This window comes from Photobacterium kasasachensis, assembly GCF_050336885.1.
GTDB classification, from domain to species: Bacteria; Pseudomonadota; Gammaproteobacteria; order Enterobacterales; family Vibrionaceae; genus Photobacterium; species Photobacterium kasasachensis.
In genome coordinates, this window is sequence record NZ_JAKJSH010000005.1 from 111,821 (window position 1) to 126,528 (window position 14,708).

Below are 14,708 nucleotides of genomic sequence, written 5' to 3' on the forward strand. Positions count from 1 at the left end.
GGAGGGGCAATGCTGTGCTGGGCAGACTGGTGCCATTTTTACGAATGACACCAGTCTTTATTAGATCGTTAGTTCAACTTGCTGGTGGATCTCTTCAATGAGCTTGTTTAACAAATCGTCAAGATTGGCTAGCTCAGCCTCGGTTGGCTGTTTGCCTGCCTTGACCTTCTTCTCGATGACCAACGCCGCCTCGCGGACATAGATGGCACTGATACTGCCTGACGCACCCTTCAGAGAGTGGCTGAGCAGTATGGCCGAATCAAAATCATCCTTGGCCAGTGCCTGCTTGAGTTTGTCTATATCCTGACTGTGCTCTTCGGCAAACATCTGGAGGAACTGCATGATGATGTCATGGTCTTGATCCATCATATCAAGCAGGGCGTTGATTTCGATTTGCTGGAAACTCTCGGCCAGCAACTGGCTTTCACTGCTGTCGTTGGTATGGCTCCCATCCTGAGTGATTTCACTTATGATCTCGTCGTTTAACACGCTGCTGCCGACACAGCCATCCGTCAAACCACCACCTTCTTGCTCAATAACGTCAATAGCATCTATCGCGTCAGCAGCATTGTTCGGAGCGGTTTCTGTTCTTTGTTCTGCTTCATAGGCTGCGCGTAGCAATGCCATATGGGTGATCTTGCTCTTGAAGCGCTGGAGGGCGTCAAGCAGTTTTTGTTCATCGAGAGGTTTGGTGATCACACAGTCGACGCCGGCAATAATCATGTTTTTCTGGGTTTCTTCAAACACATCAGCTGTACAGGCGAAGATAGGGATCTGGCTGACAGGCGACGATAAGGCTCGGATTTTAGTGGTTGCTTCGATACCGTCCATAACCGGCATATGGTTATCCATAAGAACAACATCGAAAAACTCGTTCTCGAGGATCGCCAGAGCCTCGGCTCCGTTTTCGGCTACACAGGTTTGGAACCCGCGTTGCTTGAGGAAGGAGTCGATAATCAGGACATTGAGGTTGTTGTCTTCGACGATCAATACCCGGAGGTTGGCAAATGCGCGGTGGTCGAACTCGAGGCTTTCTTGCGCCGGTACCATGTACTGCCCTTGGTGAATGCCAAGGGTGACCGTAAAGGTCGACCCTGCTCCCGGAACGCTGTCGAGGTGAATCTGCCCGTCCATCAGTTCCGCCAGCTGTTTGACGATACTGAGCCCGAGCCCGGTGCCACCGAAGCGGCGACTGGTTGAAGCCTCTGCTTGGGCAAAAGGATCAAAGATGTACAGGATCCGTTCCGGGTCGATGCCAATGCCGGTATCTCGGGTCATAATGGTAAGGATCTTCTCGCCGGGGCTTTCTCCATCGTCCAGCTTCAGTGTCACCTGTACCTTGCCGCGCTCCGTGAACTTGATGGCATTGCTGATCAGGTTAAATAGAATCTGGCGGATCCGCGCTTTATCGGCATAGAACCAGTCGTTGGGATTGAATTCGCACTGGATGTCGAAGCCGATGCCTTTTTCTTTGGCAAGCGAGTAGTAGGTACTCTCTATGGTACCGACCAAATCGGTAAAACAGAAGTTGGTGGGATCCAGCTTAAGTTGCCCTTGCTCGATCTTGGAAAAATCGAGAATGTCGTTCAGTAGCGACATCATATGCTTTCCGGAATCGAGCAGGGTACGGAGGTGGTGATCCTGCTCTTCGGTCAGTTTCGTCTTTAGCAGCAGCTGCGATAACCCCAGCATCCCATTCATCGGGGTTCGGATCTCATGAGAAAGGTTGGCCAGAAAGGCTGATTTTGCCCGGTCTGCCGCTTCTGCCTTGTGCAGTGCCCGGTTGAGCCGTTCGGTATCGTAGGAGATTTTGTCTGCGCCCTGATTGAGTGCGTCGTGCAATACCTGAAACTCGTGCGGACCGTCAATGCGTTCATTGCGGGCATAGTTACCCAGTTTAAACTGAGCCGCAAAGCGTGACAGTTTGGCCAACGGCATAGTGATCCGCTTTGTCAGGGCAATAGACAGGATGATCACAATACCTGCTGTCAGAAACAGGGCCAGCATGAAGTAGCGATGCAGGTAGTCAATCGCCTGAGTTACTGTATTTTGCGGGGTTATCGAGACCAGTGACCAAAGAGGGTTGCCGTCATTTCCCTGAGTTCTGAGGCGGGTCACAGTGGCAATCAATGGTTCATTGTACCGGTCGGTATAATGTATGATCTCACTGGTCGATGTGTGAGTGTTGCTATCATCCTGGTTATACACCTGCTTAAAGTTAGCAAACACTTGCAGCGGGTGGCCTTGGTTTATGCCCGAAAGGATCACGTCGCCTTGTTGATCGATAAGGATGATGTAGTCAGTATCACTGATGCGTTCGCCGAGGAAGGTCAGCTGGTTATTGATTTCGCTAAGTTCGTATTTGACCACGAGCAGCTTTTGGTTGTCCTGTGTATCTGATTCCGGGTGCTGGTGTGTAATAGTGGAAATGAAGTAGATAAACGGAGTTTTGTCCAGTCCCTGCGGCAGGGAAACATAGACATCATTGTTCTGTGGGGCAAGTATGTCAGCCACTTCACTGAGCCGGGTAATACCTGCCTGTTTGAGTTCCTGATTAAGCGCCTGAGTCGTGTGGGACGATGAGGATTCAATGAGTTCGAAGCGGTCCTGGCCGTTGTCATTCTGATTATTTTCGAGCAAGTAAATTGCCGAGAAAGCGGTATCGACTGACGTAATTTCAGAAAGGTAGTGGCTGAGAAAACCATCGCCTGTATTAACGGCACCGGAAGTAAGTTCAAAAACCGGCGAGTTTGCCAATATTTTGATGCTCAGGATTCGTTTGGCAATGATATCGTCAATGTTCTGTGCGGCAAGCTCGGTTCGGCTACTCAAACCTTGAGAGATCTGGGAAAGTGCCACAGTCGAGAGCTTCTCGCTGCTGACCCAGCTATAAATAAACGCAGGGATAATGCCGACAAACAGCATGCTCGCAAGCAATATGGGCTTAATTCTATTTGGGACTATCCGTATCAAACTGCATCTACCCCGAGTTTTGGTTTTTATTAATTATTTGTAAATAAATCTTAGATAATTATCAAATACTACGCGTGATAGAGGGAAGGAAAGTTGATCTGTCCAGCAAAGCGTGGCTCATTTTAAACAGAAGAGGATGACATTGAGTGTTAAGCATGACGGAAGCTGAGTATTTGCACTCTGGTCGGGCTTCCCAGCTGATGTGGACATGTTCAGGGGCGGGATGAGATGTAGAAATGGTGGCTGCCGAATTAGGCAGCCTTGGTGTTGTTATTAGTTGAGCAGTTGTTCCAATGTTAGTGGTGCGGAGGTTAACCCCATTTGCTGAGCGGGGGTTAAGCCCGAGCGGTCCTGGTGACACAGGTTATGCCAGGCGCGGTAGATATCCAGCAGTGGTAACAGGCCTGCAGGACGAAGTTTCCTGCGAGGTTCGTCAACCAGCTGAGCGAACTGATCATGGAAGCGTTTTTGGTATTCACTAATAGCATCGTGTGACGCTAGCTCTAGCCATTTCTGCTCATTGCCTTTCTCGCCGCCAAGATGACAAATTCCTTTGCCGATGTCGTTGTGACGGGTAAAGGCCCAGCGATCTCGCCACCAACCCATAAGCACGATATCTACTCGTCCTGCCTCTTGGCCATGCTGCCAGCCGGTGTCGGTTTCGACATAGATTGGATGAATAGTCTTATCCTTTATACGCTCCATGAAAACCGAGATACAGGCAGAACGCAACAGTGGTTCCTGAGGCATAAAAATAGACAGCGATTCGTTGTATTCCAACATCTGGGACAAATGCAGATAGTGGGCATAAACCGTGTACTGCGGACGGATCAGGCAGCCCTTGGTCGGATAGTTTATCCGCGGCATGCTGGTTAGCGGATCTTCAAGGTTAGGGCGCGAAAGAACCTCGCGGTACTTGGTATCAACGCGTGCCAGGATCCCCTGCGGTGCCGGTGGTGGTACCTCGACCAGCCTGGCACCCGGTGCTGCCATAAAGCGGGTTCCGTCTACATACGGGTCGTGCTGATCGCTTGGGTTCTCAACATCATTTTGCTGATAATTTACGTGCTGACCGACGACATAACCGGATGCGGCTTCACAACTGGCAATCCAGCTGACACCGTTACTGCTGTGGGGTTGCAGCGGTACCAGATCGGAGGCCAGTGACAGGTTTTGCGCATGCTTGAAGAGTCGAGCATCAAACATCGACAACTGGCGACGACAGCGGCTGGCAATATGCGATAGCTGATCGTAGAACGATTTCGGATTCATGCCCAGACGACGACAGATATCACGTACCGAATACCCGGTGAAAAGCAGGGCGAGCAGCTTTTGCTGCACCTGATTTTTGCCATTGAAGCCAGACCATCGGTCAACGAAGGTAGCCTGGCAGCATTTGCAACGGTAACGCTGGCGATCACCACTATAGCCAAAAGCATGATAGAGGTGGCGGTGGGTCAGGACGGGAAGCCCGAGGTTCTCACAGTCAGGGTTGCTGCAGGCGGGCAGGCCGCTGCTCTGCAATAATTTGAGTCGGGAAACTTCTTCGGCAACGTCATGGTTGCTCAGTACTGGCGGAAACGCACCACATTCACGGCAAACCAGGGTAGGCCGGTTCGGGTTGGTACGCTGAAGCACATAGTGGCTCTTGTCGTCAGAGCCAAAATTCCGGCATCCGACGGTTTTGCAGTGATTAAGCTGAAGTTGGCCGCTAGCAGGTGGCAATAAGGTATCGTTGCTATCGGAGTGAAGTTTTTTCATCATATCAGCCTAACCTTATCCTTGTGCCTGAGCAATACGTGCGGTGAACAGTGTGACCGCGCATAGAAGGGGGAGGGAAGGGTACTGAATAAAAGGGGTTAACCTTTTATTCAGTACTAAATTAGAAGCAATGAATTTACAGAGATACTACTTAGCACGCCTGAGGGATGCCATCTTGGCAATACTCAGTTTAAATTGTGTAAGACGCCACATTTTACAAAATTTTTGAGCCGCGGCTAAACAATATCCCTATAACTTCGTTAGCTCTAATTGTCCCTAGTTTTCACTAATACCAATATGATCAACCTATTAATAACATTAGTATTAGTGCTAGCTAGCGGAGAAAAGCGGCCAGTGCATCGGGGGCGCACCAGCCACTAAAATTGTTTAGATGTTAATTGCTGTTTCTAGTGCAACATTCATCATCTGGTTGAAAGACTTCTGACGGTCTTCAGAGCTTAGTTTCTCGCCACGCTTGATGTGGTCAGAAACAGTTAGGATTGTCAGAGCTTTCGCGCCAAGTTCAGCAGCAACACCGTAGATACCAGCTGCTTCCATATCAACACCTAGCATGCCTAGCTGTTCCATCTTGTCGAACAGGTCAGCTTCAGGGCTGTAGAACAGGTCTGCAGAGAATACGTTACCTACACGTACAGGAACGTTCTGTAGGCGAGCCTGGTTAACAGACGTTTCCAGCAGGTGGAAATCAGCAATTGCTGCGAAATCGTGGTTGTTGAAACGGATGCGGTTAACTTTAGAGTCAGTTGATGCACCCATACCGATGATTACGTCCATCAGTTTTACATCATCATGTACAGCGCCACAGCTACCGACACGGATAACGTTTTTAACACCAAAATCTTTGATTAGTTCGTGAACATAGATTGAGCATGATGGGATGCCCATACCGTGGCCCATGACAGAAACTGGCTTACCTTTATATGTGCCGGTGTAGCCGAACATGTTGCGAACGTCACATACTAGCTTTACATCTTCCAGGAAGTTTTCTGCGATGAATTTTGCACGAAGCGGGTCGCCTGGCATCAGGACTGTTTCTGCAAAATCACCAAGTTCAGCATTGATATGTGGGGTAGCCATAGCTCACTCCTAGGAATTTGTTAATAAATAAAATACGGGGGACTTAAGAGAAAAAACGTTCAACAATATTTTGGTATGCAATGCCACCAAGGTAAACACCTACGATACCCATAATGCCCGGCAGTACAGGTGGCGCAGGAAGCGGAAGTTTGATGGCAGAAAAAAATACGCCAACAATTAGCCCTGCAAAAACCGCAAGCAGAATCTCGTTCATGTGTTTACCCTCTGTGTGTTGCATAAGTTTGTGACGGCTTGTGAGGCTGCTCTAAATGGCGCCTTTTTGTTGTTGCCGTTTGATAGAGCAAGTGTAAGGAACGCGCTCTTATATTCTCGCGATCTTGATCACAATTTGTTTCCCTATTATCTAAAAATAGCGCCTTGATTACCAATTCTGTTGAAACTGGGAAGGGAAGCGTTTGCTTTTTGATGGTTTATATTCAGAAGATAAATTCATGGGTCACCCTTATAACTTTTATCTATCAAGTATTTACGTGTATTTGTGGTTAAGAAAACTCAAATAGTCAGGCAATGAAACATGAATCTTTAATGTGTGATCTTGTAATGGATTTCATCTGAATCGAGCCTGTCTCGGACCTAATCTGCAGCCTTTTTTATGGACAGAGCCTCATAAGGCTAGGAGCAAAATGTGACGTTGAGGTGAGTCTGCACACGGAAATGAGCGAATGCGCAGGGTTTACGGTATGTTCTTGTGAAATTCTAAGTAATAATAAAGATTACAAATGATTGGGTTCTATTTAACTACGCAAATTTTAGACGAGGGAATGTAACCATGAAGAAAACGTTGCTAGCTGCCATGTTGGCATTGACGGCTCTACCGGCCAGTGCCGATATCTTTGGCTTATCGGTCGGTGCGACAGCAGGTGCCGCTCAGTTAGATTTTCAAGGTAATAAAGAATACGGCTATGAGTACGGCCTGAATGCCAGCTACGCATTGAATGACTTCTTCAGTATTAATGCTGGTGTTGTCCAGGGCAGCGGCGAGGTAGATTCAAATCTGTCGGCGTCTAAGAACGATATTGACTACACAGCCTTTCCGGTTACATTGCGAGGCGATCTACCTTTGTTGATCGGTAGCCTGTACGCCAAAGCGGGTACTAACTTTTATGATGTCGATGTCGCAAGAGATGGCGTAAAAGCCACTGATGACGGTTGGGCATTTACTGGCGGTGCGGGTTTCGTTCTTACCCTGTTACCACTTGTGGATTTGAGCCTGGGTTACGAGTACCGTGATATGGGCGAAGTAACAAACAATGCTGTTGTCGTTGGTGTGGATATTAGCTTGTAGGTTTGGCTGTCTATATTAAGTATTTAAAAAGCTGCGTTATGCAGCTTTTTTTAATTGTCTGATTTGTTTTATCACACCGTTGCGGCTTACCTTTTATTGATAGTCAGTAAATGTAACCGAGAAGTATATTGATAACTCATATCATTTATTGGGACGGAATTAATATCCGTCACCGAGTTTAATGTGTAGCCAGAATAAAACTACGCAAAGAGATTGCTGAAAGTAATTATTCCTCAGTTTATTTCTAGCTTAGGCAGGATAAATTGATGAAAAGACGAAACTGATCAAGGTCGATGTACTTGTAATCCTTTACTATGAGCTTAACAATTTGAGGTCATCAGCGGAGGGTAGAAAATGTCAAACTATGAGCATTACCAGGCAACAGTTGCAAGGGTTAATGCTGCTATCCTTCGTAAGTTAACCCGTCCGTGGCAGGTTCAGTACCAGGATGTTAATGACTCTGATGAGCAGCAATTATTATTAGTTGCACCGAGTGGCTCTATTTGCCAGCGATTAACCTTGCCAAAAGTCATGGCTGAATCATTCTGGGCCGACAATGAGCCGGTGAGCAACCAGGTAACCGAATATGTCGTGCGCGGTGCAGCACGTCTTGCACCGTTGCGTCAGACATCCTATCGAAACAACTTTCCTCACTGGCTCGAACACTGCCTGCAGCAACTGCATTATCTGATGCTCTCCAAAGAGCAGTTAATGAAGGTGATGGCAGATACCCATTATCCTTATCCCAGTAAAGTTAAGATTCAGGGGAACTACTTACCATGTTGGGTGTGGTATGCAGATGACGAGCAACGTGCCGTGTCGGTGATAGACAAACGGACCGGATTGTTCAGTAAGCCCCGGATGGTAGAAGGCTATCAGTTGGTGGATAGCGAAAAATGGTTTGGTGCCCAAGTGATAGATTCTGCCGAGGAATCAATTGAGACAGTAACCTATTATGTTGCAGAGCAGTTGAAAGGCCAGAAGGTGCCTGATGACAGCGAACCGACTTTGACTGATGCTCTGCATAATCCTTGCTCGTCAACGTTAAGCCCGGTGCTGAGCGTAGCCTTGGTTACCGGGGTACTGGTTGGCTTTTTTATTATCTTGAAAATGCATCTAGGTTTCTAAGCCCTGTATCTTGAGGTAGCTTGGGTTAAAGAATTGGTCTGAAGCTAAAAATCGGCTAATATCGGCGCTGTGTTTTACCTTGGTACTGGGCTATGCATAATCTAACGCTATTATCTGACGCTGAAAAAAATCGTATTGAACTCGACAAGCAGGCGGCCTACGCCGTATGGCAAGTTAAAAATGCCAAGAAGGGGTATGAGGTATTTGCCGAGCTGAGTAACAATATCGACGATGATGACGAACGAGATTTTTTCGAGCGTTCCGTCAGTAAATACAAGTCTCAGATGGGCGTGGCATAGTTTCACTCAATGTGTTCTATGAACCGTTTGCCAAACAGACGTATGATTTGAATGAAAGGCTGCCGATGGCAGCTTTTTTGATCTGGCTGTATTTTTTGCGTGCGCTTTTTATTTCTTTTTGGCCTCAATATAGCGTAGCTGCTTAGTGATATTCGCGAAGTTCATGATTCTGAGGCATAATGCGCGCCTTTTTCTGTATGGTCTGGTATCTTAGGAAGAGACATAACCGGATGGGGTACTGATGTTTTCTGGCTTCGGCAACCTAGATATTCTGGATTAACTATTTGGTAATACACCGGTGCCCGTTAGCTCAGGCAGAGTGTTTGTAGGCATTTATTGGCAAGTTGGGGCTGCCCGGTATAAAAGGAAGACGAAATGAGTGCGAGCAAGAAGGTCCTTGTTGTTGATGACGATCAGGAGATTCGCGAGCTATTGGATGAATACCTGACGAAAGCAGGGTTTACGGTAACAACGGCTGCCGAAGGCGAAGAAATGAAGCGTCGGTTGGCTTTGGGTTATCCCGATCTCATTTTATTGGATGTCATGATGCCCGGAGATGATGGCTTCACCTTGTGTCAGTACATACGTAAAACGTCCGACGTACCTATTATTATGCTGACGGCTGTCTCAGACGAGATGGATCAGATCATCGGCCTCGAGTTAGGGGCGGATGATTATATCGCCAAGCCATTCAGCCCTCGTCAGCTGATGGCCCGTATAAAAGCTTTGATGCGCAGGGTGAAAACAACCGAGGAAGCCCAGCAGGCAGCTCCGGCCACCCCTAAAGCGATTAGGTTCGCTAACTGGCGTTTGGAAACGGCTTCGCAGCGTCTGTTTGATTTGGAAAAAGGCAAGGACTATGAGCTGTCCGGCAGTGACTTTGCCTTGCTGATGCTCTTCCTTACCCGTCCGAATGAGGTGCTGGATCGCGATACTATCTCGTTTGCAACCCGTGGCCGTGAGGCACACCCCTCTGAACGTGGTATTGATGTTCAGCTGAGCCGCCTACGTCAACGTCTGGGTGACAAAGGAACACAGCAAAGGCTGATCAAAACCAGCCGAGGTAACGGTTATTCATTCAATGCCGAAGTAACCTACGAAGAATAATTTCGCCCGGATGTGACCGAAGAAGGCATTGAGACATGAATTGGAAAAAATGGTGGCCGAAGTCTCTTCTGGCGCGCACCTTGTGGTTTACCCTACTGGCGGTATTTCTGGCCCAGCTGATTGCAACCATTATTTGGTACGGGCAGTCAAAACAGCGGGATTTGGAAGGGCTTGAGTCGGCGTCGGCCAGTATGGCCAACATGTTTGCATCGACGGTCACCTTCTTTCAGTCACTGCCTCTAGAATACCGTCATATCGTTTTGGATCAGCTTCGGAACATGGGTGGTACCCGTTTCTTTGTTTCGTTTAACGAAGAAGAAATTCTGATTGATCCCATTCCCTCCTCGAAGATGAAAAATACTGCGGTCAGGGTGTTTGAAGAAGTGTTGAGCGAGAAATTACCTCGATTGGATGTTATCCGGGTTGAGTTTTCCCGCCCGGAAACCCTGCATGTTCTGAAAAATGATATTTTACTGACCGATCTTCCTCGTTCCTGGGCGCATTACACTTTGAGCCTGGAGCCGTTTAACCCGCCGATTTTGGTAGTACAGTTAGAGCTTGCAACCAATGAATGGTTGTATATTGCCGCCTTGCTGCCGTCACCCTATGTGACGCTGGAAGATGAGATCATTACCAAGCAGCAGGTGATCTTCCTTATCTTTATCACTACGCTGTTGTTGGTGTTCACCTATTTTATGATCCGTCGCCAGACCAAGCCGCTTAAGCGACTGGCAAACGCGGCCAATGCGCTCAGTCTGGACATCTATCAGCCGCCGCTGGTAGAAGAGGGAGCCAGTGAACTAGTGACAGCCACGCAGGCCTTTAACCGTATGCAGCTTCGCTTGCGGCGTTATATCGACGACAGGGAACACCTGTTTTCGGCGATCTCCCATGATTTGAAAACGCCAATCACTAGATTGCGATTACGCGCCGAGCTGATTGATGATGAGGCGAAGATTGAGAAATTCAACCGTGACCTCGATGAACTTGAAATGATGGTCAAGGGTGCGCTGCAAACAGTTAAAGACACCGACCTTCATGAGAATCTGACTCAGGTCGATTTGTCAGAAATGCTGCGCAGTATAGCTGAGCGCCATAACACCAAACGGATAAAGGTGCATATTCCTAATTCCAAGATAGCCCCGATGACAGGTAAGCCACTGGCGCTGAAGCGTTGTCTGAGTAACCTTATCGACAATGGTGTCAAATATGGTCACGAAGTGAGTCTAATTGTTTCGGATGAGTCTGACGCCCTGGTGCTGATCATCAAAGATAAAGGGGAGGGTATTCCTGAAGAAATGCTTGAGGCCGTTTTTGAACCGTATTTCCGGATTGCCAAGGATGACGAAGGGCATGGTTTAGGAATGGGAATAGCCCGAAATATTATTCACGCCCACGGCGGTGATATGACTATTCATAATGCCAAAGAAGGCGGGCTGGAAGTGAAAGTCTATATTCCCCGCCTGCTGAAAGAATAGTGCCACTGGCCGTTTTGTAGTAAGAGCGAGATGATGAAACTAAAACAGACACTGTCAGCAATTACCCTGTCCTTGATGGCTGCCGCGTCCCATGCCGGTGAAGTGGAGGTACTCCACTGGTGGACTTCCGGGGGCGAGGCTAAATCGGTGTCGGTCCTGAAAGGGCTGATGGAAGAGCAAGGCAATAGTTGGAAAGATTTCGCGATTGCCGGTGGTGGCGGTGAAAGTGCCATGACCGTTCTGAAAACCCGGGCGGTATCGGGTAACCCACCGTCAGCAGCTCAAATTAAGGGACATGATATTCAGGAATGGGGCCGTTTGGGGTTTCTTACTGATTTGAGTGATGTTGCCAGGGAAGAAAACTGGGACAGCGTGTTGCCGGAAGTAGTGACCAAAGTGATGAAATACGATGGTGACTATGTCGCCGTGCCGGTGAACGTACACCGTGTTAACTGGTTGTGGGTCAATCCAGACGTACTGAAAAAATCCGGCGCATCGGTACCGACAACCCTGGATGAGTTTTTCAAGGTGGCCGATAAGGTCAAAGCGGCTGGTTTCATCCCTCTGGCGCACGGCGGTCAGCCATGGCAGGACATTACATTGTTTGAAGCGGTAGCTCTTGCCGTACTGGGTGCCGAGGATTACCAAAAAGCCTTTGTTGATTTGGACATGGATGTATTGTCAGGCGAAGGGATGACAGAGGTTTTCACCCAGTTCAGAAAAATGCGTGATTACATTGATCCTAAATACCGGGGAAGGAGCTGGAATTCGGCTACATCGATGGTGATCAACGGCGAGGCTGCCATGCAGATTATGGGTGACTGGGCCAAAGGTGAATTTGCAGCTGCCGATAAAACGCCGGGCAAAGATTATCTCTGTGTTTCTGCGCCGGGCACCCAGGGTCAGTTCACCTACAATATCGACAGCTTTGCGTTCTTTAAACTCAGCGAGGAAGCAGATCGCAAGGCACAGAAGGACTTGGCACGAACCATACTCGATAAAGATTTTCAGGAAATCTTCAACCTGAACAAAGGGTCGATTCCTGTTCGACTGGATATGGATATGAGCCGCTTTGATAAGTGCGCACTGGATTCGATGGCAACGTTTAAGTCGACATCCACTAATGGCGGGCTGGTGCCGAGTGTCTCGCAAGGCCTCGCAACAACGAGTTACGTTCAGGCTGCTATATTCGATGTGGTGACCAATTTCTTTAATGCCAAGGATCCCAATCCTGAAAAGACGGCCAGCAAACTGGCACGTGCAGTCAAAGCCGCCTTGTAAACTATTCCGGCCTTGGAGACCAAGGCCGACCTTCCTCTCATGCCTATTTCATCGGGTTTGTCTCTTTCCCTTTACCACGTTTTAAAAAGGGATCTATATACTTATACCAAACGGAATGAGTATCGACGTATGCGCAACGCTGGAGGGTATATTGAGAATGAAGCTACTATTTCTAGTTCGCCATGCAAAGTCTTCCTGGGACGATCCGACACTCGATGATCATGAGCGCCCACTGAACGATCGAGGATTGAAGAGTGCGCCTGAGATGGTGCATCGCCTTAATGCCTGGCAAACTGGCCCTCAGCTTATTCTTTCCAGTTCGGCATTAAGAGCTGCTCAGACCGCGTATTTCTTCTCCAAGGGGCTTTCCAGCGAGCCTAAACTGGAAACGCGTTCTGAACTCTATACCGAGTCGGCCTTCGATTTGCTAGATGTTATCAAAGACAGCTCGACACAAGTCGATCGCCTGATGGTGGTATGTCATAACCCGGCGATCAATGATTTGGTTAGCATGCTGGGCTTGCACATCGATAATATTCCAACCTGCGGCGTAGCGGTGTTTGCTTTTGAAGTTGACTGTTGGCAGGCTGTAGTTAGTGAACAGGCCGAGGCTATCTATTACGACTACCCAAAGCGAAAAAAGAAGGTATTTGTGATGCGGGATGACGAGTAAACCGCCCGTAGGTTGCTACTCTGCTGCAAACTTCGCCACTTGATAGATGAAGGCCTCAATGATGCTTTACAAGCTTAAATGTCCTCTGTATTATTCGCCGCACTTACGGAGAGATGGCTGAGTGGTTGAAAGCACCGGTCTTGAAAACCGGCATACGTTTGTAGCGTATCTAGGGTTCAAATCCCTATCTCTCCGCCACATTTGAAAAGCCAGCTTAATTGCTGGCTTTTTTACATCTGTTGCTTGGCAGAGAATGAGATAGGGTGAAGAAGCCTAGACGAGGGGTCACCTGAGCGAAGCGAAAGCACATCGGCTCTGCCGATAGCCCGAAGGGCGCGAGCTTGCGAGCAGTAAATCCCTATCTCTCCGCCACTTTTAAAGAAAACCGCTAAGAAATTAGCGGTTTTTTTATATCTAAAATATAGGGTTCAAATCCGTAATACCCTCGAAGCACTCCGCCACATTTGGAAGCCCAGCAGAGATGCTGGGCTTTTGTCTTTATAAGTATTAGGAATTACCCTCCATAGGATTGATTAAAGTTATGTACTACTTTCTCTGCTTAAATTACGCACACCATCACTATTGTGATAATTGTTATTAGTGGAGTTTATAAGAGTGCTTGCGTTATAATGAACACCATTTTTTATAAGCCCCCGAATTTCTACGATGAAACCTTCTGATTACGCCTTGATCCCTACTTTTGTCGCAATAGTCGAAGAGAAAAATTACACTCAAGCTGCAAAAAAGTTAGGAGTGAGTCAGTCTGCGGTTAGCCAAAACGTCAATAAGCTTCGAGAGCTTTTTGATGACACCTTGTTTGTTCGCCATCGCCACGGTGTAGAAGTTACCAAATATGCCCAGAGTATCTACCCTGATTTGTCCAGGGCACTAAGCCAGATCTCGCGTACTCTGCCTAGGTACCAGCGTTTCGATCCAGTTACCTGTGATAAAGAATTCACTCTTTCAGGGTTGAGTGTGATCAATAACTCGCTCTTGCTTGAAGTGATTAAATATCTCTCTGTGCATGCACCTTTAGTGAGGCTTTGTGTCGTACCACTGGTTTCAGAGCAAGTTAGTCAGAAGCTGAGGCTACAAGAAATTGATTTGGTGTTGGAAGCAGACTTAGGTCAGCATAAACAGCTCAATTCGCAAAGTTTATTTTACGAACAGATGTCCGTAGTTTGTAGGTCAGAACATCCGAGGTTGTCAGGCCAAACTATTTCAGATGAAGCATTTCTTTCGGAAAAACATATTGCTTATGCCCACAATCCTCAAGATGAAAACTATATGACGAATAAGGGGTTAGATGTATCATCAGTGCTTGATAAGAGAGAAATTGCTTTACGAGTCAACAATGCAACTGACATGCTGAATATGGTGAAAAATACCGATTACGTCGCGATGGTTCCATGCAAGTCATTATCAGCTTCTATCGAGTCTCATCAACTAAATCTTCTACAGCCATCGTTCTTTGATGAAGAAATATCGGTGTCCATGTTCTGGCATCCAACTCGTAATAACGATCCTCATCATCGTTGGTTTAGGAATGTGTGCAAATCCATTGCTAGCGATATGTATATGCATTAGAGCATAGCTCGGGCTTA

12 protein-coding genes and 1 tRNA gene are annotated in these 14,708 nt (G+C 47.6%); 9 read left to right on the top strand and 4 right to left on the bottom strand.

Annotated features, from left to right (window positions below):
* Positions 1–60 precede the first annotated feature (60 nt).
* The 4 genes from L4D19_RS04935 to L4D19_RS04950 form a co-directional block, all read right to left on the bottom strand.
* Positions 61–2,937, bottom strand: coding sequence for a hybrid sensor histidine kinase/response regulator (locus L4D19_RS04935; RefSeq protein WP_428451491.1), 2,877 nt, complete (start codon positions 2,935–2,937; stop codon positions 61–63).
* 309 nt (positions 2,938–3,246) lie between these two features.
* Entirely contained in the window at positions 3,247–4,737 is a 1,491-nt protein-coding gene (locus tag L4D19_RS04940; protein WP_428451492.1) for a transposase, read from the bottom strand.
* Positions 4,738–5,121: 384 nt separating this feature from the next.
* Positions 5,122–5,832 (bottom strand): purine-nucleoside phosphorylase, encoded by a 711-nt coding sequence (gene deoD / locus L4D19_RS04945; protein ID WP_075762664.1) that lies wholly within the window; start codon positions 5,830–5,832, stop codon positions 5,122–5,124.
* A gap of 43 nt (positions 5,833–5,875) precedes the next feature.
* The gene (locus L4D19_RS04950) at positions 5,876–6,046 is read right to left on the bottom strand and encodes a XapX domain-containing protein (RefSeq protein ID WP_128783553.1); all 171 of its coding nucleotides are present in this window, start codon (positions 6,044–6,046) and stop codon (positions 5,876–5,878) included.
* 576 nt (positions 6,047–6,622) lie between these two features.
* Between L4D19_RS04950 and L4D19_RS04955 the strand changes: the two genes are divergently transcribed.
* The 9 genes from L4D19_RS04955 (at position 6,623) to L4D19_RS04995 (ending at position 14,691) form a co-directional block, all read left to right on the top strand.
* Complete coding sequence (locus L4D19_RS04955; protein WP_428451493.1) at positions 6,623–7,138, top strand: outer membrane beta-barrel protein; 516 nt, start codon at positions 6,623–6,625, stop codon at positions 7,136–7,138.
* A gap of 354 nt (positions 7,139–7,492) precedes the next feature.
* Positions 7,493–8,266 (top strand): hypothetical protein, encoded by a 774-nt coding sequence (locus L4D19_RS04960; RefSeq protein WP_428451494.1) that lies wholly within the window; start codon positions 7,493–7,495, stop codon positions 8,264–8,266.
* A 92-nt stretch (positions 8,267–8,358) separates the two neighbouring features.
* Positions 8,359–8,565 (top strand): DUF3283 family protein, encoded by a 207-nt coding sequence (locus L4D19_RS04965; RefSeq protein ID WP_075762667.1) that lies wholly within the window; start codon positions 8,359–8,361, stop codon positions 8,563–8,565.
* A gap of 375 nt (positions 8,566–8,940) precedes the next feature.
* Positions 8,941–9,672 carry a response regulator gene (locus L4D19_RS04970; protein WP_075762668.1) on the top strand — a complete coding sequence of 244 codons (732 nt, stop codon included), beginning with the start codon at positions 8,941–8,943 and terminating at the stop codon, positions 9,670–9,672.
* Positions 9,673–9,707: 35 nt separating this feature from the next.
* A complete protein-coding gene (locus L4D19_RS04975; protein ID WP_428451495.1) occupies positions 9,708–11,150 on the top strand; it encodes an ATP-binding protein in 1,443 nt (480 codons plus the stop codon).
* Positions 11,151–11,183: 33 nt separating this feature from the next.
* The gene (locus tag L4D19_RS04980) at positions 11,184–12,431 is read left to right on the top strand and encodes an ABC transporter substrate-binding protein (RefSeq protein ID WP_428451967.1); all 1,248 of its coding nucleotides are present in this window, start codon (positions 11,184–11,186) and stop codon (positions 12,429–12,431) included.
* A 157-nt stretch (positions 12,432–12,588) separates the two neighbouring features.
* Positions 12,589–13,104, top strand: coding sequence for a SixA phosphatase family protein (locus tag L4D19_RS04985; RefSeq protein ID WP_428451496.1), 516 nt, complete (start codon positions 12,589–12,591; stop codon positions 13,102–13,104).
* Between the two features lie 107 nt (positions 13,105–13,211).
* Positions 13,212–13,302 (top strand) — tRNA-Ser (locus L4D19_RS04990).
* A gap of 468 nt (positions 13,303–13,770) precedes the next feature.
* Entirely contained in the window at positions 13,771–14,691 is a 921-nt protein-coding gene (locus tag L4D19_RS04995; protein WP_428451497.1) for a LysR family transcriptional regulator, read from the top strand.
* Positions 14,692–14,708: the final 17 nt, after the last annotated feature.

Coding starts and splice junctions, on each gene's coding strand:
- L4D19_RS04940 (WP_428451492.1), bottom strand. CDS start 4,737: ATGATGAAAAAACTTCACTCCGATAGCAACGATACCTTATTGCCACCT.
- L4D19_RS04980 (WP_428451967.1), top strand. CDS start 11,184: ATGAAACTAAAACAGACACTGTCAGCAATTACCCTGTCCTTGATGGCT.
- L4D19_RS04955 (WP_428451493.1), top strand. CDS start 6,623: ATGAAGAAAACGTTGCTAGCTGCCATGTTGGCATTGACGGCTCTACCG.
- L4D19_RS04970 (WP_075762668.1), top strand. CDS start 8,941: ATGAGTGCGAGCAAGAAGGTCCTTGTTGTTGATGACGATCAGGAGATT.
- L4D19_RS04985 (WP_428451496.1), top strand. CDS start 12,589: ATGAAGCTACTATTTCTAGTTCGCCATGCAAAGTCTTCCTGGGACGAT.
- deoD (WP_075762664.1), bottom strand. CDS start 5,832: ATGGCTACCCCACATATCAATGCTGAACTTGGTGATTTTGCAGAAACA.
- L4D19_RS04965 (WP_075762667.1), top strand. CDS start 8,359: ATGCATAATCTAACGCTATTATCTGACGCTGAAAAAAATCGTATTGAA.
- L4D19_RS04960 (WP_428451494.1), top strand. CDS start 7,493: ATGTCAAACTATGAGCATTACCAGGCAACAGTTGCAAGGGTTAATGCT.
- L4D19_RS04975 (WP_428451495.1), top strand. CDS start 9,708: ATGAATTGGAAAAAATGGTGGCCGAAGTCTCTTCTGGCGCGCACCTTG.
- L4D19_RS04950 (WP_128783553.1), bottom strand. CDS start 6,046: ATGAACGAGATTCTGCTTGCGGTTTTTGCAGGGCTAATTGTTGGCGTA.
- L4D19_RS04995 (WP_428451497.1), top strand. CDS start 13,771: ATGAAACCTTCTGATTACGCCTTGATCCCTACTTTTGTCGCAATAGTC.